Raw genomic sequence first — 19,343 nt, 5'->3', positions numbered from 1 at the left:
GCATGCCCTTTTAAATTTCAAAACGACGAAGTTTAAAAGCGTATGCATCTTCAATTTTTAAGCGTTTCACCAGCTTACTTTTACCGGGACGATACTTTCGCCAATTCCACTCATCATCCACAAGAATGATATTTTTCAGACCGAAACGCTTCATGTCATTCAGTGAATAATCCCAACCGGCCTGATTGATACCAAACAACATCAGGAACTTGTCCCACAGTGTTATTTTGGTTTGCCCGTAGACCGTTAAAATATTATCGACTTCCAGGCTTGCCATTAACTGCGTTTCTTTTTTGCGCATAGGGATTAGGTAATCCGTTAGGAACGTTTCAGATAATTCCTCGTTATTCCATCCTTTCTGCCAGGCACTGCCATGCCATATAAGCACAGAATCTTTTCTGAGGTATTTTCTGTTTGCTGCGGTGAAGATGTAGTTGGCGCATGAAGAGGCACAAACAGAGGCAACTTCAACATCAAGATTGTTGTTTTTTATCCATGTCCCAAGCTCCATCCCGGCGCCGATATCCCCACCGGAGCTGGATATCACAAGTCTATCGAATCTTGAAGATGCTTTATTGTAAGCGGCAAAAATAGCATCGTTTGATTCAAAGGTAAGTTCTCCTTCGTAAAGGAGTTGACCGTCATTTACACCAGTATAGACATTTCTATCAGCAGCGGTCTGCTCAGAATACTTTGACGAACAAGCAACGAGTCCGAATAAAGCAATTAACAATAAAACTCGCATCTCATTTCCTTATGAAGCTCTGCGCAATTAACCAGCAATGGATTTTTTGCGTAATAACTCAGATTTACTGTCTGAATCGATTTAAATCAAAGTGGTCGGGAGGAGGAAACAAGATAGCTAAAAAGGTATAAAGAATGACCGCCGAACCTAGAGAGATGAATGTAAGCATAAGCCAGCCTATTCTTGCCCTTTTAGGCTCCCAACCTACAAACTCAGCCATGCCAGCGGCAACACCAGCCAGAATATTATTGTGTGACTTCCTTAAACAACGGTAACCCGACATAAAAACTCCATCTTATTTGCCTGTTCTTAATCAATTTCAACAACGCAGCATAACGTATCTGTATATCGCGGCCAATATTCAAGGCTTCAGCCGTCGCGTTTTCTTACAAGCGTCTGTCCAAAACGCTAAATGTTTACCGTTTGCTTAGAATGTAAATGTTTGGTACATAGCATTCACAGTGATGCAAAATCACCCCAATCATTTAATAAAGGTAGCCTTATGATAGCGAAGTTCCATCGGTTGTTGCGTGTAATGCTCTTGGTCGCCTGCGCGGTGAGTGTTCCGGCAACCGCACAGGATCTAAACAGTACTGAATCAGCAGGTAATACTATCTTGAATAAACATAATAAGCTGTCTGTAAAAGAAAAACAGCAAGGGTGGCAACTGCTTTTTGATGGCAAATCCCTTAATGGCTGGCACGTTTTTCAGTTTCCAGAAGCCACTCCTGCCTGGCATGTTCAAGCGGGGATGTTAACCATCAACCTGGGAGCAAGCGGCGTTCAACACGGCGATTTAGCGACAAATGCAGTATATGAAAACTTTGAATTATCCTTTGAGTGGCAAACACCAGATAACGGTAATAGCGGGCTATTTATCAACGTACAGGAAGTCCCGGAATATCCGGCCTCCTGGCAAACCGGCCCGGAGTATCAATTGCTCGGGCCTGCCCATGCCGATAACGCTGACCCCATAAAACGCTCCGGTGAAATTTTCGGTTTTGCCTCCGCACAAGAAGAGCCAGAAGTACTTGCCAGCCCACACTGGAATCACTCAGTTATCAGGCAGGTTGATGGGAAAGTCGAGTTTTACCTTAATAACAAATTAACCACACAGGTCGACTTTAATAGCCAGCCATGGCTGCACCGGGTATCGAAATCAAGATTTAAAGATCAGCCACACTTTGCCACTTCAACCAAAGGGCACATTGTTTTACAGGAATGGACGTCTTTAATATTTTTCAGAAATATGAAAATTAAACAACTTTAGAGCCAAACAAATCCCCTTGGATTACCAAAGACAGACAAACGTTTTGCCTGGCACAGTTGACAACGAAAAAAGGCCATTGCATCCATTGCAATGGCCTTTCGCTGTACCGGGTTTAACCGGTACGACTGATTACAGTTTCTTATTGCTAGCTTACAGCACCGCGCACACGGTTTTCCATTCCAGATAGTTATCCAGCGCCTGCTTACCGCTGTCACGTCCATAGCCTGACATTTTCATGCCGCCGATTGGCAGTGAAGCATCGAACATTGAGTGGCAGTTGATCCACACTGTGCCCGCTTCCATCTGGCGAGACAGACGATGCGCCGCAGATAAATCCTGAGTCCAGATACTGGCAGCCAGGCCATACTCGTTATCGTTACACCATGCCATGGCTTCATCGATATCATCATAGGGTTCAGCCACTAACACCGGGCCAAACACTTCTTCGCAATGAATCGGCATATCGGTGCTGGTATTGGTTACTACGGTTGGCGCGATAAAGGTACCGTTTGCACCTAAACGCACACCGCCGCACAGCACTTTAGCGCCTTTGGCTTTGGCGTCTTCGATAAACTGTTCAATCTTCTCTGCCTGGGCGGTGGATACCACCGGGCCCATTTGTGTGGCCTGATCCAATCCGTGGCCCATTTGCATGCTTTCAGCGTAAGCGGCAATGCCCTGGACCACTTTGTCGAAGATTGAGCGGTGAATATAAGTACGTGAGTTGGCCACACATACCTGACCACCGTTAAAGAAGATGCCATTGGCAATGCCGGGGATAGCCAGTTCAAGGTCAGCATCCGGCAATACCAACGCCGGCGACTTACCGCCTAACTCAAGGGTGACGCGAGTTAGGTGTTTTTTACTGGCTTCCACAATGGCACGGCCAGTGGCAGTCGAACCTGTGAATGCAATTTTATCGATACCTTTGTGGCTGGTAAGGGCGCTGCCACAGCTGGCGCCGTCACCGGTAACTACATTCACTACGCCTGCCGGTACACCGGCTTCGGTGATTAACTCAGCTAAACGCAATGCACTTAGTGAGGTTAATTCCGCAGGCTTATGTACTACCGTACAACCCGCCGCTAAGGCCGGGGCGATTTTCATGGCAGACAGGATTAGCGGTGAGTTCCACGGCGTTACCGCAGCAACCACACCGACCGGCTCACGCAGCGTCCAGGCCTGAACCTGTTTGCCTTCGGGCTGGTAATTAATAGAGGTATTAACGGTGTTACCATCCAGCGATAACGCCTGGCCAGCAAAGAAACGGAACTGGTTAGCCGTCGCCGGAATTTCTGCCCAGCGCGCCACGTAAAATGGCTTACCCTGTTCCAGTACTTCCAGTTCGCAAAGCTCATCCATATGCGCATCGATTAAATCGGCAATGCGGTTTAGTACCTGACTACGTTCAAGCGGTGTCAGGGTTGCCCAAGGGCCTTTTAATGCTTCGCGCGCTGCGTCGACAGCCTGATCAACATCCTCACTACCGGCATTGGCGATACGCGCCAGTACTTTACCTGTAGCCGGATCGGTGGTGTCCAGATAGGCACCACTTACAGGCGCCTGATACGCGCCATTTATGTACAACTGTTTGTCTTCAACTGAAGCCAGTAACGCTTTTGCCGCGTCGCTTTGCGGGGTTGGCGTTGCGCCGTCGTTCACAATGGAATAAGACATAAAATGCTCCTTGGGTTAACCGGTCAGATTAAATCTGACCCGGAATGTGACTTTCCTGCTGGGTTAAATACCAGTCGGCGATTTCTTCACGGGTTGCCCACCACACGCCAGGCAGTGTCTTGGCGTATTCAACAAATTCGCGGATAGCGCGGATGCGGTAAGCACGGCCGGTCACGTGCGGGTGTAAACCAATGTTCATAATGCGGGCCTGAGTTTCACCTTCTTTGTACAGCTGATTCAGTTCTTCAATCAGGATGTCACGGTACTCATCGGTGGTGTGGCCACGGCGGGTAATAATGGTGAAGTCATTGATTTCGTTGCTGTACGGTACAGAAACAATCGGGCCGGCTTCGGTTCTGATCATAAACGGCTGATCGTCGTTCATGATGTCGCAGTAAAACTTGTAGCCTTCCTCAGCGAGGATTTTTGGCGTGTTCAGGGTGCCGCGCAGTGACGACGACAACCAGCCTTTCGGACGACGACCCACATGTTGCTCGAACATCTCGATAGAGCGAGAAATCACTTCGCGCTCTTTGGCTTCGTCTTTGGCAAAGTTAGTCAGCAGTTCGCCCTGTTCGTAGTTATGAGTAATCAGCTCCCAACCACGATCCAGACAAGCCTGCACCATGGCGTTACGGCGCTCAAAGGTCACCGCGTTAGTGGTACAGCTGGCTTTAATGCCCAGCTCGTCAAACAAATCATATAAACGCCAGATCCCTACGCGCTGGCCGTATTCACGCCAGGTAAAGTTAGGGTAATCCGGAATATTGCCCGGCAGGGTGTCCGGCAATACTGCCGGGCCGCCTGCATAGTAAGGCGCATCGGTATCTTTAATCAGATCCCAGGTTTCCAGATTGAACGTCAGGATAAGCGCAACGCGCTTACCATCGGGCCATTTAAGCTGGCCGCGCTGACTAATCGGAACGTAATCGTACTGCATATTAATACTCCTCGAGCAGTCGGCCGTAGCCGCTGATTTTGTCGGTAATACCGAAGGTGCGCAGCGCGTGCCAGTAAGTGGCGGTGTTAATGGCGATAACCGGCTTACCCATTTCAAGTTCCAGAGTAGCGGCCAGTTTAGCCATGGAAAGGTTAGTACCTACCTGCAAAATGGCGTCAACGCTGTCGTCGTCCATTTGCTTAACCACTTCACGGACCTGGTGGTTACTGATTTCAGCAATGGCTGTCCAGGTTGGCGCACGGAACGGATGGTCGGCCACGGCTTCGATGCCGTAGTCGCTTAAGAAGTTACGAACTTCGTTGTTGGCTACCGGGTAGTAAGGCGACAGGAATGCCACTTTTTTAATGCCACCAATGGCTTTCATGGCTTCCACTACCGAGACCGAACCGATAGACGATTGCACGCCAGACACTTCGTTAATGTTTTTCTGCCAGGTTTCAGCGCCTTTTGCGCCACCGTAGAACGTAATGGCCGACATGCCCATGACCAGATAATCCGGCTCACAGGTCATCACGCCTTTAACCGCATCCACGGTACCCTGATCGATTAACTGGGTGCCTTGTAAAAAGGTTTCATCTGAGATTGCCTGGGCGTTATCCACGATGATGCGGCTGTAGTGGTTGGTTACACCAGCCGGACGCATGGCTTCCATTTCAGGCTGCACCGTAGTGTTAGTTGAAGGGCCTAACACACCAAATTTTGCGCGGTATCCAAGTACATCAGTCATAGTGGTATCTCCTTATTTAATTGAACGTTCTTGATCAAGGCTGGCGTACATGGCCTGACGGCGCAGGAACGCTTTACGCTTAACCGGATCATCACGGGTGTCGCGCATTTCCTGCAGGCGCATGTCGTGATTTTCTTCCGGGCTGTGTTCAAGTAACTTCTTGTTCTGAATAGTTTGAGCCTGGATAAAGCTGTGAGTAACCGGGCGACGCTGACGGTCATATAACGCGAAGTTTTCGTCGTCGTGACCTTCTGTCAGGTTTTTGTAAATCTTGTCGCACAGGTTCCAGGCATCGTGGATACCACTGTTCATACCAAAGCCACCCAGCGGGTTGTTCATGTGACAGGCATCGCCTACCAGACAAACGCGGCCATGGTTAAATTGCTTCGCCACACGCTGGTGTACGCGGTAGATAGTACGGTGTTCGGTTTCAATGTCTTCGCGGCCAATCAGGTCACGGAATACCTGATTTTTCTTCTCGTCAGACAAAATGTATTCATCCGGCTGGTCCGCTGGTGCTGGCACCAGAATACGCCATACGCTTGGAACGCGTAGCAGCACCATCCACTCTTTAGGATCTGAGACATAGTTAACGTATTCCAGATCCGGGATGTAGTCTTTCAGCTCGGTTTTGGTGGATAACGTAAGGAATTTTTCCGGGTACGTGAAACCTTCAAACTCAACACCTAACCACTTACGAATAATCGAGTTACCGCCATCGGCTGCAACCAGATATTTGGCTTTGACTTTCTCGATTTCGAACGGGCCTTCAAGAGCCACTTCAACACCGTCGTCGGTTTGTTCGAAATGCACCACGCGGTGGCTGAATTTCACTTCGGCTTTAGGGTGCGCTTCGAGTTTTTCTGCCAGCATGCTGGCCAGTACGTGTTGCTCACACTGCAGGCGGTAGGGGAATTTCTCTTCGCCTTCCAGCTCAGATAAATCAAACTCCACCACTTCGCCCGATGAACGTTCACGGAAGTGATATTTGGGTGCTTTTAAGCCCCGTGCAATCAGGGTTTCTGCAATGCCCAGCTCGTCCAGCATTTCCAGCGTTGGCGGATGGAACGTTGAGGCGCGAAGATCGATTGCACAGTTAGGGCCTGCTTCACAAAGCATTACATCAAACCCCATAGTGGCCAGACGGTAAGCTGCGACCGTTCCTACCGGCCCAGCGCCGGCAACGATGACCTGTGTTGATTTCATAGTATTTTCACCTTTGTTTGTAGTACGCATGGATTCCCTTGCGTTTTCACCCGCCTGTCTGCGTAACAATACGCGCTGGCTTTTTGTTATCACCTACACGGTTACAGGCGTGCTGTAACTGCTTTGGTTTCCAGGTAAGCATCAAGGCCTTCCTGACCGAATTCTCGTCCCCATCCGGACTGGCCGTAGCCGCCAAACGGAATATTGGTACCAATGGCACCATGGCAATTAATCGACACCTGCCCGGCACGAATGCGTGCCACCAGCGAATGCGCCGTGGATAAATTAGTGGTCCACACGCTGCCTGATAACCCGTACTCGGTGTTATTGGCCATGGCAGCAATTTCATCTAAATCGGTAGTGTTAAAGCGCTGAACCGCCATCACCGGGCCAAAGATTTCTTCTTTAACAATCGCCATATCCGGCGTGCAGTTGGTAAAGATGGTCGGTTCGATAAAGTTACCTTCGCCCGCCAGCATGTTTCCGCCACATACCAGGGTCGCGCCTTCTTCGATACCTTTTTGGATATAGCCGTACACCTTGTCGCGGTGGGCTTTGGAAATCAGCGGGCCAATAAAGGTCTCAGGCTTAAGGCCATGACCAATAACAAATTGGCGCGCAAAAGCCGCAATCTGCTCGATGCATTCATCGTGAATGCTCTCATGAATAAAAATACGGGTACCGGCCATGCAGTTCTGGCCTTGCAGGAAAAATGTGGCCATGGCCACGCCGGGTACCACCAGCGAAAGGTCGGCATCAGGCATAATCACAACCGGCGATTTACCACCCAGTTCCAGCGAGACTTTTTTGAGGTTGCCCATGGCGGCTGCAATCACTTTGCGACCGGTTGCAGTAGAACCGGTAAAGGAGATTTTGTCGACCTGAGGATGCTCGGCCAGATGCTGGCCAGCGTCATAGCCGTAACCATTAACAATATTCACTACGCCCGGCGGAAAACCGGCCTCAATAATCAGTTCACCCAGCAGTAAAATAGACAGCGGCGTTTCTTCTGATGGCTTAACCACTACGGTACATCCGGCGGCCAGCGCAGGCGCTAACTTAAGCACCGCAGTAGAAATGGGTACATTCCAGGGCACAATTTGTCCGGCCACACCCACCGGCTCTTTTACCGTATAAGTTAAGGCTTCGGCGACTTCGGTAATATGCCGTGGCGGGTTGGTGGTAGTGCCTTCAATACGCTGGGCAGCGCCAGCGTAATAATCAAACATCTCTGAGATATTCTGAATGGTCAGCGCCGAGATAAAGCGCGGCATCCCGTTATCGAGAATTTCGAGTTCGGTAAAGGTTTCAGCATGATCTTCGATTAAGCGCGCCAGTTTGGATAAGTATTTGGCCCGCTCAAAGTGAGAAAGCTTTGACCAGGGGCTGATAAACGCGGCATTAGCGGCCGCAACGGCTTTGTCGATATCAGCCTGATGGCCAATCGCCACGGTGGCAATTTTTTCGCCGGTAGCCGGATCGAAGGTATCTATTGAATCGCCCTGCTCGCCCGCAACCCACTCACCGTTGATCAGTAACAGGTGCTCTTTGGCCAGGTACTCACGAGTTACTTCGCTGACAGTTGCCACCGACGAAAAACCCGGTTCAATAGGATTTGCTTGCATTCGACTCTCCGACATTCTGGTCTGCCAGCACTTTTCAAAAAGCGCAGCAGACACGCATTGATTGGAGAACCTTATAAGCAATAAAGCCATACCACTATGACAAAAGTCAATCACGCACCGGATGACGATATCGTGGTTAAACGGCAATTAAGTCATGGCGTTATTGAGTAACATTCCTTCGCTAAGTTGATAATTATCATAGCGACAGCAAGTTATTCTTTGCGTAAATAACCAACAACAGTTGGAGAAATCAGGAACCGAAGCAGTGCAAACGCCAGCCATTACGACACCACTGTCTGCACTAATACGCACCACGTTATTTGTGCGCGACCGACAGCGGGCTAAGGCGTTTTACGTAGCGCTGGGGTTTACCGAACTTTATTTTGAAGGTGTGCTGGAACACCCTTCAGCCAGCCTGGTGCTTGGCTTTACTGAAGTCAGTCCTTATCCGGTAACAATTCTAAAAGTACCGGGCCCGAATATGGGCATGCTGGGTTTATTTGAACTGCCACACAGTACCGCTGCACAGCCACCTAAAACGGGGGCAGCGCAAACGGGTGAAGCGGCACAGATTTTTTATGTTGCTGATTTTGACAGCGTACTGCCGCAGCTAAAAGCAGCAGGCGCAAGCTGGCTTCCTGAGCCGATAACTTTTGAACTTGGCCATTTTAAGCATCGCGAAATTTGCCTGCGCGATGCTGATGGCTTTTTATTGAACTTAATAGAACGCAATCCAGAGGACCAGCATCTAAGCGGCCCTGAGATGCCATTTACTCCCTTAGATGGGCTTATAAAACCATGACGACATTAGCATTAAACAGCCGCGTTACGCGTGGCACTATTGGTTACCGAAACCACCGCGACGAACTGGTAGGCAAAGAGCAGTTCGCGATTAATTATGGTCAGCACGGCATGACACTGGATGCCCGGTGTGAGTTGCAGGAATATGCATTACAGCGCCATGTCAACATTGCCATGAACGATCGCTGGCTACCTACCCATGGCGACTTAAGTCTCAAACGTCAGCGTAAATTTTTGCTCAACAGCGAATTTGCCGTAAGCAATGAACAGATTAAAATTCATAACCAGCGCGCTGGCGAACAAAGCATAGAACAAGCCATCCCCAATACACCGGGAATTAAGCACCTTGGCCTGCATCCGTTACAGGGCGATGCATTGATTACCAAACAACTGCCTAACATCCTGCGCGCCAATAAGTATTACTCTATTCCGGCGGTAACCAATTCTGTGTCTGAAAATGGAGTGGATGATAAGCAGGCCAGCCTGCTCAATATCGCGGTTGCCTATAGCGGTATTGAGCCAGTGAAAGTGGCAGCCGGGCAGTTTATTGCTCGCCGTTACAAGCTTTGCTGGCATCCAAAGTGGCCACCCGCCTATTTGTGGACCATGGTAGACGAACCGATATTCTTAAAGATGGTATGGCCCCAGGTGCCTTACTGGTATGAGCTGATGGAAGTCGAAAAGGCTACGCCTGCAATGCCTGAAGCAGCCAATGCCAGTCGCCTGCCGACTCATCTGATTCAACAACTTGCGGGGTAACAGGACTCGGCAAGTGGTTGTTGGTCAGCGCCAAATCTTTTAACTGGGCGTTGGCAACCCTGGCGCTAATCAGACTATCGAGCATCCGCTGCTGCAGTAATGCAGGCGTGATGGATTCAACCATGGGCAACATGGTGTTTTCACTGTGACACTGCCAGGGCGAAAACAGCGTTTTGTCCCGTTCCCAGTACCAGGCTTTTAGCAACTGTGTGCCAGCAAAATCCACAGTGAGATCCGGAACAACGGCGGTATTATTTCTGCCAACGCTAACCAGTTTGATTAGCGTAATTTCGCCTTCAGCAGCCAGCAGCGTGGCATACCCCTGGCTATTGCCCATCGCTATAATAGCGCACTCGGTTATCTCGTTAGCTGCCAGCAAACCATCCAGTGCATGACTAATCACCCGCGCTTCGCTACCAAAGTCGTCAGACATTCCATGCCCCGGCAAATCTGGGGCAATTACAAAATAATCCTGAGCAAGCAAGCTGATTAACGGGGTATAGCGGGCAGCACTTTGTCCGATATCATGCAGTATTAAAACGGCGGGCTGGCGATAGTCACCCGCAGTAATATAATGAATCGCACCAGAGCCCAAATTGAGGAGTTGCCTGCCGCTGCGACATTTATCGTTACCCGCCAGCGGGATTGCCAGCCCGCAACCGGTGCCATGGGCTCTGGCAAAGGCGGCCGTTGCAAGTGGAATATCGCTGAACTCAGCAACTACCTTTACCTCTGTAGAGTCAGCTAGTGGCGGGTAAAACGGCACATAGTGCACCAACGCGTCTCCCTCAGCCACAACTAACAAAGTGGGTACGGTTAAGCGGGTTAAATCCGGTGTAATGTCGTAATCCAGTACGGCACGGTAACCGGTTTTGTAGTGCTCACCTGCTCGCAGTATTTCCATCGCGCTTTCGTGCATCTCATCAATACTGGCAGGCCAGTGAATACGGGTTGCCGGGCTGCGCCGATACCAGGGGTAATAGCAGTGTTGGTCGCGAATGCGCGACCAGACTCTGGGTAAATGGGAGCCTTCCCAGTCGGGTGCAAAATCAGGAAAGTAATTTGCCACCAAATCATCTCGGGTAGTCTGATCGTTGATCAATATCCCGTTGGCGACTAATGCGCTGATTTTATGCGGGTAACGTGCTGCAAAGCGCACTCCGAATATAGCCCCGGAATGACTGCCAAATACAGTCGGTTTATGCAGACCCAGCGTATCGAAAAGAACAGCCAGCGCATCGACAAAGTCGTCAATACCGGCGTTCGTGTTCGCCAGTGGATCAGAATAACCGTAGCCTGGTGTGTCCGGAGCAAATACAGTGAAGTTCGTCGCTAACTGACGAATCATGCCAATCAGCTCGGCCGAGCTTTTCGGCGACTGGTGAATCAGCACAATCGGCGGACCGCTGCCCGCGGTACGATAATGCACCAGGCGCGAGCCCACCTTCACAAAACGGCGCTGCACGGTAACTTTATCCTGTGCAGCAATGTTGTTTGCGTTATTTTTTGCCAAAACCCAGATTACCCGGTGCGATGATACCGTTAGCATCGGCGGCCTTTTTCAGGCTATTCAGCAGTTCGTTGCCGGTTTCATCCAACCGTGAAAGGTAAGGATAAGCTTTGCCCAGCTGGAAGTTAATTGCACCGTGTTTTACAAACAGAGCAGTCATGTCGTCTTTAAGTTTATGAACGTAATGACGAGCCTCTTTGTTCGCGGCGTAACGCGGTAACTTAGCCAGGTAATCAGCGGGTACTACCTCTTTGTGATAAGGGGTAATTTCATCCGGCCAGTAGATTGCAATTTCGTACAGGAAGCCAGAAGACCCGACGGTAGCAAACATGCCGCCATACCATACACCATGTTTTTTCATATCCGCTTTGCGCGCCGCATAAAACTGTTCCAGCTCGGCGTGAAAGGCCTTTACCTGCGAGTGCGGCAAAATACCATGCAGCGGCACCCAGCGTTCACCGGCCGGGCCTAAGGTGTTATAAAACGGCGCAAAGGGCATACCGCGAACCACTGCCGGTACTGTGGCAGGGATTTCCTGCCCCAGTGACTGGTTGATCTCGCGAATACGTTGCAAACGGCTTTTCGCTTCAGCGTCGCTTACCCCTTCCACGATGTAGTGGGTCATGTAAGGCGTCTTACTGATAACACGTCGGGCAGATACGGCCGCGCTGACTAATTGTTTTACGCCTGAGAGCAATGACGGTGAGCTTTTAAGAATCGACAGCGCCATTTTAATCGACTGACCGGCTTTATCCTGACGGGCAATTTGCCCCTGTGATAACGCACCATCCAGCGCAAAATGGGTATCTTCCAGACGTTCCTGAGAGATAAGACGCATGGATTCATGCATGGCTTCAAAATCGTTAAACGCAAAGGAGATAGTCTGGTGTGACGGGCGCTGGCGAATCAGCGGCAAGGTAATTGATACCTTGATGCCTAACGCACTGCAATCACCGGTAAACAGGCCGGTTAAATCCGGGCCGAAGAACCGACAAAACGGTGAACTACCAGCGGCCGCCGAACCTGTGTTCAACACCTCTCCGTTACCCAGCACCACGCTAACCGACTGCACATTCTGGGCGGAAATACCATGGCTGCCAGAGCCGTGGGAAATGGTATTTTGTGATACTGAGCCACCAATAGTGGCATGCATGCCAGAGAATGGTCCCCAGAATGGTGTACGCCAGCCCTTAGCATCCAGCGTTTCTTTCAGCTGCGCCCAGGTAACCCCGGCTTCTACCGTCACATAACCGTCTTCTTCATTGAGCTCGGTAATGTGGTTCATGTGGCTCATATCCAGCAACACCTGATTACTGGTAAGCGGCAGGTAACCATCGGTATACGACGCGCCACCGCCACGCACAGATATAGCCAGACCAGCGTCGTTACAGAATTTGACCACGGCCTGAACCTGTTCAACTGATGTTGGCTGAACGACTGCCAAAGGCGTACTGAGCTTGCGATAAACATCAGTATGAATATGCTGCGATTCTGCCGGCGCTAAAATGCGCTCAACCCCAACCAAAGCCTGTAATGCTGCAAATTTTTCAGCGCTGTTGTCTGTTTCGACTGCCGGCGAAACGGCCACATTATTCGTCATAGCTCAACCTGTTTTCATTTGTGTTTTTGCACGACTTACTGCGCGCTTACTGTGTGATAGTGAGTCGATATTGCGGGCTTTAAAACCCTCGACAGCTACCCCGCGATGACAGCAAACATACTACTTTGCATCCCGCAAAGTCTTTGACAATTGTCATGGCTGACGGGCCTTGGATATGGAGACTTAGTAAGCACAAGATTTCCCTGTGGCGTGTCGCCGCGGATCAAGAAGGACAGTTACGATGCAAAATTTAACGATTGCTGTGGTGGGTGCCGGTATCGCTGGCTTAACTGCGGTTAATGCTCTGGCCAAGGCCGGTCACAATGTACACCTGTTCGAAGCAGCACCTGCTTGGGGCGATGTGGGCGCAGGTATTACCCTGGCACCCAATGCGATGCGCGGTTTGGACTATATTGGCGTGGGTGAAGAAGTTGCCAACACCGGCGTTGAGCCCACCAGCCAGAACATCAGCCACTGGGAAAGCGGTGAAACGCTGTTAACCGTGGTACGCAGCAACACCAAAGAACAATACGGTTCGGCCTATGTCTATATTCACCGTGCCGATCTGCACACGATTCTGGTAAAAGCCGCTGAACAAAACGGCGTGACCATTCACCTTAATAAACAGCTCGAAACGGTTAATACCGATGGCGAGCAAGCCAGTATTGTATTTGCCGACGGCGAAACCTTCGAAGCCGATTTAGTGATTGGTGCCGACGGCCTCAAATCCAATACCCGCAAGCTGTTTAAAACCCAGGCGCCACACTTTACCGGCCACATTGCTTATCGCGCACTAGCACCGGCCAGCCCGGCGATTCAGGCACTTATCGACCAGCCTGGTATGCACATTGGCCCGGGCAAAATGGTAGTGCGTTATCCGCTGCGTAAGGGCGATATTTTAAACCTGGTGTTCTTTACCCGTCAGGAAGGCTGGGAAGAAGACGGCTGGGCCATTACCGCGGATATCGACGAGCTTAAAGGCCAGTTTGAAGGCTGGTGTCCGGATATCCAGACCCTGCTTAACGAAGTCAAACCCGGCACCGTGTTTAAGTGGGCGATTAACGCTCACAAACCATTACAAGGCGGCTGGTCTAAAGACGCTAAAGTGACGCTGATTGGGGATGCAGCTCACGCCATGACACCATTCTTAGGTCAGGGCGCTGCAACCGGTATTGAAGACGCCGTGATGCTGAGCCGTGTGATCACCGACGCTGATTCACTGCACGAAGCGCTTGAGCGTTACGAAGCCGCACGCTTTGAGCGCACCAGCTTTATCCAAAAAGAATCCAACGAAAATGCCGACCGTCTGCAGGGTGAAGAATCCGAAATGTACGGCCTTGGCAATCTTCGTAACGAAGAAACCCTGGGCTTATTCAGCTACGACTGCGTGACCGAAAAAGTATAACCAGACAGAGCAACGTCACCGTCGCCTAGGAGAATAGCGCTATGACACAAGTTACCGATGTACCAGCAACGCCCATAGAGGATACCGATAACGATCGGGTGCCGATTAGTATCAAACTGCTGTTTGGTTCAGGTCAGATTGGCGCTCAGTTGTTTCGCGACGCACCGGCTGCGCTGCTGCCGCTGTTTATGACCACCATGCTTGGCGTATCTGCCTGGGTGGCTGGTATTGTTGTGCTGATCCCCAAGCTGTGGGTGATTTTTTGCGACCCTATGATGGGCGTTTGGTCAGATAAACTCAAACCCCGGTATGCGCGCCGCCCATTTCTGGCCATTGGTGGCTTGCTCACCGGTCTAGGCTTTATCGCGCTGTTCAGCTTTAGTGAGTTTAGCTCGCCGACCATGGCAGCTATTTCCATTGGCGTGATTTTCCTTATTGCTTCCACCGCCTTTAGTGCTTTCTCAGTACCTTACCTGGCGGTGGCCTCTGAGCTTTCCACTAATGCCCACGAACGTACCAAGGTACTGTCGGTGCGCATGATTTTTGTGGTGGTTGGCGTGATCATGGGCGTAGGTTTAGCCCAGCCACTGGTATTTAAACTGGGCGGCGACGCCGCGGCCTGGCAAACCATGGCAACCATTTTTGGCGTGATTTGTATTGTTGCGATGCTGGCAACTGCCTTTGGCGTGCCACGCAACTACGGTCAGGCCCAGGCTGATGACCCACGTAAGCTGTTCAGCCGTTTTTCTTCGGTACTGGATAACAAACCCTTTGTTGTCCTGACCACCACCTACTTTGTGCAAACCATTGCCCAGGCCTGTGGCTACACGGTAGTCGGTTTTATCTTTTTATACGCGGTGGGCGATATCAGCATGCTGCTGCCCTTTGTGATTGTTATGTGCTCAGGCTCTATTTTAAGTCAGCCAATGTGGGTCAAACTTTCCAGCAAATGGGGTAAAGAAAAAGCCTTCTGGGTAGCCTGTATCGGCTGGGCGCTAGTCACCATTACCTGGCTGTGGGTAGAACCCGGCGACGACGTATTGTTTACCCTGCCGTTTTGGGGTGACATGGCAACACAGCACTTTTTAGTGATGTGCCGGGCTATCTTAATCGGCTGCACTAACGCGGGCTTTGCGGTACTGATTTTCTCACTGCTGACCGACACCATCGACAAACAGCGCCGCTTAAAAGGCACCGTGGATGAAGGGCTGTTCTCTGGCTTTTTCTCGGCTACCGAAAAACTCGCTTTTGCTATCGGTCCGGTACTGGCTGGCTTTATTTTGAGTATGACCGGCTTTGAGTCTTCAACCGGTGGCGCTGTAGCGCAAGATGCCTCAGCCGTGCGCGGTATGGTGCTGGTGTACTCCGTAATCCCAACCATCATTATGGCGGTTAGCCTGGTGATCTTTACCCGTTACGCCCGCGCCCTGCGCGAGATGAAATAAGCCAGAGGAGCGATTTATGCAAAGCTTTGTTTATACCTCGGCACATAAGATTGTTTGTGAAAACGGCGCGGCCGCTAAACTGGCCGAACACTGCGCCGCGCTAAACATCAAAAAGCCCCTGTTGGTTACCGATAAAGGCTTAATTCAGGCAGGCATTATCGAGCCAGTACTGGCTGGTCTTAGCGCCGAAGGCTTTGAGCCAGTAATCTACAGCGATATTGTGGCCGATCCGCCGCAGTCACTGGTCGAAGCCGCCGTCGATAACGCTAAGTCACAAGGCGTGGATGGCGTCATTGGTTTGGGCGGTGGCAGCAGCATGGATGTGGCCAAGCTCATCGCGATTTTATGCACCGGCGAGCAGCCCATTACCGACATGTATGGAATTGATAACGTTAAGGGCGGACGCTTACCACTCATTCTGATCCCGACTACCGCTGGTACCGGCTCAGAAGTCACGCCCATTTCGATTATCACCACTGGCGAAACCACAAAATCCGGCGTGGTGTCAGCGCAGCTGTTACCTGACATTGCCATTCTGGATGCCACCTTAACGGTAGGCTTACCCGGGCACATTACCGCTGCAACCGGTATTGATGCCATGGTGCATGCTATCGAAGCCTTTACCAGCAAGGTGAAGAAAAACCTGTACTCAGACATGCTGGCCAAGGAAGCCCTGCGCTTACTTAGCCAGAACCTGCTGACCTGCGTGAAGGACGGCAGCAATCTGGAAGCGCGCAGCAAAGTGCTGCTTGGCGCAATGCTTGCCGGACAAGCTTTTGCCAATGCCCCGGTAGCGGCCGTGCATGCATTAGCCTACCCCCTTGGCGGTAACTATCACATTCCTCACGGTTTAAGTAACGCACTGGTGCTGCCTTTTGTGCTGCGCTTTAACGCCGAGGAACCATCTGCTGCTGCGTTATATGGCGAGTTGTTGCCCTGCATTTGCAATCACGCGCCAAGCGGCGACAGCCAGATCGACTGTTTAACCTTTATCGAGACCATCGAAGCGTTGCTGCGCGATGTAGCACTGCCGCGCAACCTGGCAGCCATGAATATTGACGAAAGCGATCTGCCTAAACTGGCTTCGGAAGCCATGCTGCAGCAACGCCTGCTCGTTAACAACCCGCGTCCGGTTGCCGAAGCCGACGCGCTAGCCATTTATCAAGCGGCCTACAGCTAAGTTAGCGCCGCCACACTTCAAGTTAGGAATTACACGATGTCCAGAGGCATTTTACGCGAAAAGATTGAGAAGGGTGAGTTTGTTTTCGCCCCGGGTATTCAGGATATGATCACCGCCGTGGTCGCCAACAAAGTTGGTTTCGACGTGGTTTACGGCACCGGTTACTGGCTAACGGCCTCAGCTTATGGCCTGCCAGACGCGGGCCTGGTGAGCTTTACGCAAATGCTCGACCGTATGGAAACCCTGGTGAAAACCAGTAACGCTGCGGTAATGGCCGATGCCGACACCGGCTTTGGTGGATTACTGAACGTGCATCACACCGTGAAGGGTTATCAGGAAGCCGGCGTTGCGGCTATCCAGATTGAAGATCAGGAATTCCCGAAAAAATGTGGCCACACCCCGGGTCGTCGCGTAGTACCAGCGGCTGACATGGTTGAGAAAATCAAAGTAGCCGTGGATGCCCGTACCGATCAGGACATGATGATCATCGCCCGTACCGATGCCCTGCAAGCCGAAGGTTTAGATGCGGCGATTGCCCGTTGTAATGCCTACCGTGCTGCGGGTGCCGACATCATCTTTTTAGAAGCACTGACCAATGAAGAAGAAATGCGCCGCGCCTGTGAAGCCGTTGATGCACCAATGATGGCTAACATGTCTAACGGTGGCTTAACGCCAATGTTCAGCGCCGACAAAATGCAGGATATTGGTTTTAGTGTCGCCATTGCACCGTCTTTACCTTCGCTGGCCGCAGCCAACGCTGTGGAAAAAGCGCTGATTGCCATGAAAGAGCAAGGCAGCCCGCAACCTGAAGGTGTGCCAATTAACGACTTCAAGGAATTCTGTTCACTGATCGGCTTTGAAGATGTATGGGCTTTCGACAAGAAATGGGCACGTTAAGCCACTGGCTTAACGATACCTGCAACCAGCGAGCAGACGTATTATGAGTGACAATTTAGATGCAAATTACGCCGGTGTGTACAACAACCGCATCGGCTTTGGCAAAAAGCCCGCGCTAGTATTAATCGACTTTGTGGAAGCGTATTTCGACCCGGAGTGTGATTTGTATGCCGATGTAGAAGATGAACTGGCCTCAGCCATTCGTCTGGTAGAAATTGCCCGGGCTAAAGGCATTCCGGTGATTTACACCAATGTGGTTTACAACAAAACCGGCTTTAACGGTGGCCGCTTTTTCCAGAAAGCCAAACCACTGCGCCACATGGTAGAAGGTTCTCCGTTAGGTGCCTGGGCGAAAGGGCTGGCTCCTGCCGAAAATGAACTGGTGGTTTCCAAACAATACCCCAGTGCCTTTTTTGGTACCTCGTTGTCTTCGACCTTAACGGCGGCAGGCATTGACAGCGTTATCTTAACCGGTCTGACAACCAGTGGTTGTGTACGCGCTAGCTGCGTGGATGCGTGCTCTTACGGGTTTATTCCGATTGTGGTGGCCGATGCCTGTGGTGACCGACACGAAGCCCCGCACAATGCCAACCTGTTTGATATGAACGCCAAATACGCCGATGTGGTTTCAGAGCAGGAAGTGTCTGAGTACATGAACTCACTGTAAACTGATAACCTGGGGTTGAGTATTTAACCCCAGGTAAATTTGGCCGCGCGTTTATCTAAAAATGCCGCCAGTCCTTCCTCGCAGTCTGCGCTGCTAAACGCATCATCAAACAGCGTTAAATATTCACTTTCACTTAAATCGGTCACGCCTTCTAACCCGGCCAGCATGGTTTTAATACCGCGTATGGCAGACTGGGAATTTGCTGCAATGGTGGCAGCCAGCTCATCTGTTACCGTCTGCACATCGTCGGTGGTTGCCAGCTTATTGATAAAACCACACGCCAGAGCCGCCTGGGCAGATAAACGCTGGCCGGTAAACAACAACTCTTTGGTTTTGGATGGTCCCACCAGCGCCAGCAAACGCCGGGTATCACGGTGACTGTACAACAAGCCGAGTTTGGCTGGGGTAATGGCAAAGAACGCTGACTCCGCAGCAACCCGCATGTCACAAGCCAGCGCCAGTCCACAGCCGCCGCCAACACAGGCACCTTCAACCATAGCGATGGTCGGGCGGTTTAGCATTTCCAGTTTTAACTGGGTTTGCATAATCTGCGCGTTACTGGCTTTTAAGGCTTCGCTGTCACTGGCAAATCCGGCAAACTCTTTTATATCGGCCCCGGCACTAAAGCAGCCGCCACTACCGGTAAGCACCACAACCCGCACTTCAGGGTCTTGCTCAACTTCGCACAACAGCTCATACAAACGCAGCCACATAGCCTGGCTCATGGCGTTTTTGCGCTCCGGGCGATTAATACAAATCGATGCAATATTATCGTGAATACTGAGCGTAACGGCGGAGTCTGTCATAGCGTGTTTCTGCCTGTAAAAATAAACGAAATAATGGATGCTGCATTACCCGTAGAAAAGGC

The 19,343-nt window shown here is 51.0% G+C and carries 18 protein-coding genes; 8 read left to right on the top strand and 10 right to left on the bottom strand.

Going from position 1 to position 19,343, the window contains the following annotated elements; genetic code table 11:
- Positions 1-10 precede the first annotated feature (10 nt).
- Both BFC17_RS17350 and BFC17_RS23030 read right to left on the bottom strand, forming a co-directional pair.
- Positions 11-745 carry a hypothetical protein gene (locus tag BFC17_RS17350; RefSeq protein ID WP_070177739.1) on the bottom strand — a complete coding sequence of 245 codons (735 nt, stop codon included), beginning with the start codon at positions 743-745 and terminating at the stop codon, positions 11-13.
- Between the two features lie 64 nt (positions 746-809).
- Positions 810-1,028 carry a PspC domain-containing protein gene (locus BFC17_RS23030; protein WP_070177738.1) on the bottom strand — a complete coding sequence of 73 codons (219 nt, stop codon included), beginning with the start codon at positions 1,026-1,028 and terminating at the stop codon, positions 810-812.
- A 129-nt stretch (positions 1,029-1,157) separates the two neighbouring features.
- Here BFC17_RS23030 and BFC17_RS17340 point away from each other — a divergent pair, with 129 nt between their 5' ends.
- A complete protein-coding gene (locus BFC17_RS17340; protein ID WP_083271800.1) occupies positions 1,158-2,015 on the top strand; it encodes a 3-keto-disaccharide hydrolase in 858 nt (285 codons plus the stop codon).
- A 150-nt stretch (positions 2,016-2,165) separates the two neighbouring features.
- Here BFC17_RS17340 and BFC17_RS17335 read toward each other — a convergent pair whose 3' ends face one another.
- From BFC17_RS17335 to BFC17_RS17315, 5 genes are all read right to left on the bottom strand, one after another.
- Positions 2,166-3,692, bottom strand: coding sequence for an aldehyde dehydrogenase family protein (locus tag BFC17_RS17335; protein ID WP_070177736.1), 1,527 nt, complete (start codon positions 3,690-3,692; stop codon positions 2,166-2,168).
- Between the two features lie 28 nt (positions 3,693-3,720).
- Positions 3,721-4,632 carry a polysaccharide deacetylase family protein gene (locus BFC17_RS17330; RefSeq protein WP_070177735.1) on the bottom strand — a complete coding sequence of 304 codons (912 nt, stop codon included), beginning with the start codon at positions 4,630-4,632 and terminating at the stop codon, positions 3,721-3,723.
- A gap of 1 nt (position 4,633) precedes the next feature.
- Positions 4,634-5,380 carry a maleate cis-trans isomerase family protein gene (locus tag BFC17_RS17325; protein ID WP_070177734.1) on the bottom strand — a complete coding sequence of 249 codons (747 nt, stop codon included), beginning with the start codon at positions 5,378-5,380 and terminating at the stop codon, positions 4,634-4,636.
- A 12-nt stretch (positions 5,381-5,392) separates the two neighbouring features.
- Positions 5,393-6,586 carry an FAD-dependent oxidoreductase gene (locus tag BFC17_RS17320; RefSeq protein ID WP_070177981.1) on the bottom strand — a complete coding sequence of 398 codons (1,194 nt, stop codon included), beginning with the start codon at positions 6,584-6,586 and terminating at the stop codon, positions 5,393-5,395.
- Between the two features lie 101 nt (positions 6,587-6,687).
- Positions 6,688-8,211: an aldehyde dehydrogenase family protein gene (locus BFC17_RS17315; RefSeq protein ID WP_070177733.1), complete on the bottom strand. Its 1,524-nt coding sequence runs from the start codon at positions 8,209-8,211 to the stop codon at positions 6,688-6,690.
- A 265-nt stretch (positions 8,212-8,476) separates the two neighbouring features.
- Here BFC17_RS17315 and BFC17_RS17310 point away from each other — a divergent pair, with 265 nt between their 5' ends.
- Positions 8,477-9,013 (top strand): VOC family protein, encoded by a 537-nt coding sequence (locus BFC17_RS17310; RefSeq protein ID WP_070177732.1) that lies wholly within the window; start codon positions 8,477-8,479, stop codon positions 9,011-9,013.
- The gene (locus BFC17_RS17305; RefSeq protein ID WP_070177731.1) at positions 9,010-9,771 is read left to right on the top strand and encodes a hypothetical protein; all 762 of its coding nucleotides are present in this window, start codon (positions 9,010-9,012) and stop codon (positions 9,769-9,771) included. The genes BFC17_RS17310 and BFC17_RS17305 overlap by 4 nt, the downstream gene beginning before the upstream one ends.
- Here BFC17_RS17305 and BFC17_RS17300 read toward each other — a convergent pair.
- Positions 9,698-11,284, bottom strand: a complete 1,587-nt coding sequence (locus tag BFC17_RS17300; RefSeq protein ID WP_070177730.1) for an alpha/beta fold hydrolase — start codon at positions 11,282-11,284, stop codon at positions 9,698-9,700. The two genes, BFC17_RS17305 and BFC17_RS17300, sit on opposite strands and share 74 nt — an antisense overlap.
- The gene (locus BFC17_RS17295; protein ID WP_070177729.1) at positions 11,271-12,881 is read right to left on the bottom strand and encodes an FAD-binding oxidoreductase; all 1,611 of its coding nucleotides are present in this window, start codon (positions 12,879-12,881) and stop codon (positions 11,271-11,273) included. The genes BFC17_RS17300 and BFC17_RS17295 overlap by 14 nt, the downstream gene beginning before the upstream one ends.
- Positions 12,882-13,122: 241 nt before the next feature.
- Between BFC17_RS17295 and BFC17_RS17290 the strand changes: the two genes are divergently transcribed.
- From BFC17_RS17290 to BFC17_RS17270, 5 genes are read left to right on the top strand one after another with little or no spacing between them, the layout of a single operon-like run.
- Positions 13,123-14,286 (top strand): FAD-dependent monooxygenase, encoded by a 1,164-nt coding sequence (locus BFC17_RS17290; protein WP_070177728.1) that lies wholly within the window; start codon positions 13,123-13,125, stop codon positions 14,284-14,286.
- A gap of 41 nt (positions 14,287-14,327) precedes the next feature.
- Positions 14,328-15,731, top strand: a complete 1,404-nt coding sequence (locus tag BFC17_RS17285; protein WP_070177727.1) for an MFS transporter — start codon at positions 14,328-14,330, stop codon at positions 15,729-15,731.
- A 16-nt stretch (positions 15,732-15,747) separates the two neighbouring features.
- Positions 15,748-16,911 carry an iron-containing alcohol dehydrogenase gene (locus BFC17_RS17280; protein WP_070177726.1) on the top strand — a complete coding sequence of 388 codons (1,164 nt, stop codon included), beginning with the start codon at positions 15,748-15,750 and terminating at the stop codon, positions 16,909-16,911.
- Between the two features lie 36 nt (positions 16,912-16,947).
- Positions 16,948-17,808 (top strand): isocitrate lyase/PEP mutase family protein, encoded by an 861-nt coding sequence (locus tag BFC17_RS17275; protein WP_070177725.1) that lies wholly within the window; start codon positions 16,948-16,950, stop codon positions 17,806-17,808.
- Between the two features lie 43 nt (positions 17,809-17,851).
- Entirely contained in the window at positions 17,852-18,475 is a 624-nt protein-coding gene (locus BFC17_RS17270) for an isochorismatase family protein (RefSeq protein WP_070177724.1), read from the top strand.
- 23 nt (positions 18,476-18,498) lie between these two features.
- Here BFC17_RS17270 and BFC17_RS17265 read toward each other — a convergent pair whose 3' ends face one another.
- Positions 18,499-19,281 (bottom strand): enoyl-CoA hydratase/isomerase family protein, encoded by a 783-nt coding sequence (locus BFC17_RS17265; RefSeq protein WP_070177723.1) that lies wholly within the window; start codon positions 19,279-19,281, stop codon positions 18,499-18,501.
- Positions 19,282-19,343: the final 62 nt, after the last annotated feature.

Source organism: Marisediminitalea lipolytica (genome assembly GCF_001758465.1).
GTDB lineage: Bacteria > Pseudomonadota > Gammaproteobacteria > Enterobacterales > Alteromonadaceae > Alteromonas > Alteromonas lipolytica.
This window is presented reverse-complemented; position numbering and strand designations above follow the sequence as displayed.

Bases quoted from the DNA above. Each gene is read 5' to 3' on its own strand.
- BFC17_RS17280 (WP_070177726.1), top strand. From the start codon at position 15,748: ATGCAAAGCTTTGTTTATACCTCGGCACATAAGATTGTTTGTGAAAAC.
- BFC17_RS17350 (WP_070177739.1), bottom strand. From the start codon at position 745: ATGCGAGTTTTATTGTTAATTGCTTTATTCGGACTCGTTGCTTGTTCG.
- BFC17_RS17265 (WP_070177723.1), bottom strand. From the start codon at position 19,281: ATGACAGACTCCGCCGTTACGCTCAGTATTCACGATAATATTGCATCG.
- BFC17_RS17290 (WP_070177728.1), top strand. From the start codon at position 13,123: ATGCAAAATTTAACGATTGCTGTGGTGGGTGCCGGTATCGCTGGCTTA.
- BFC17_RS17275 (WP_070177725.1), top strand. From the start codon at position 16,948: ATGTCCAGAGGCATTTTACGCGAAAAGATTGAGAAGGGTGAGTTTGTT.
- BFC17_RS17335 (WP_070177736.1), bottom strand. From the start codon at position 3,692: ATGTCTTATTCCATTGTGAACGACGGCGCAACGCCAACCCCGCAAAGC.
- BFC17_RS17330 (WP_070177735.1), bottom strand. From the start codon at position 4,632: ATGCAGTACGATTACGTTCCGATTAGTCAGCGCGGCCAGCTTAAATGG.
- BFC17_RS17305 (WP_070177731.1), top strand. From the start codon at position 9,010: ATGACGACATTAGCATTAAACAGCCGCGTTACGCGTGGCACTATTGGT.
- BFC17_RS17270 (WP_070177724.1), top strand. From the start codon at position 17,852: ATGAGTGACAATTTAGATGCAAATTACGCCGGTGTGTACAACAACCGC.
- BFC17_RS17315 (WP_070177733.1), bottom strand. From the start codon at position 8,211: ATGCAAGCAAATCCTATTGAACCGGGTTTTTCGTCGGTGGCAACTGTC.
- BFC17_RS17340 (WP_083271800.1), top strand. From the start codon at position 1,158: ATGTTTACCGTTTGCTTAGAATGTAAATGTTTGGTACATAGCATTCAC.
- BFC17_RS17325 (WP_070177734.1), bottom strand. From the start codon at position 5,380: ATGACTGATGTACTTGGATACCGCGCAAAATTTGGTGTGTTAGGCCCT.
- BFC17_RS17295 (WP_070177729.1), bottom strand. From the start codon at position 12,881: ATGACGAATAATGTGGCCGTTTCGCCGGCAGTCGAAACAGACAACAGC.
- BFC17_RS23030 (WP_070177738.1), bottom strand. From the start codon at position 1,028: ATGTCGGGTTACCGTTGTTTAAGGAAGTCACACAATAATATTCTGGCT.
- BFC17_RS17285 (WP_070177727.1), top strand. From the start codon at position 14,328: ATGACACAAGTTACCGATGTACCAGCAACGCCCATAGAGGATACCGAT.
- BFC17_RS17320 (WP_070177981.1), bottom strand. From the start codon at position 6,586: ATGAAATCAACACAGGTCATCGTTGCCGGCGCTGGGCCGGTAGGAACG.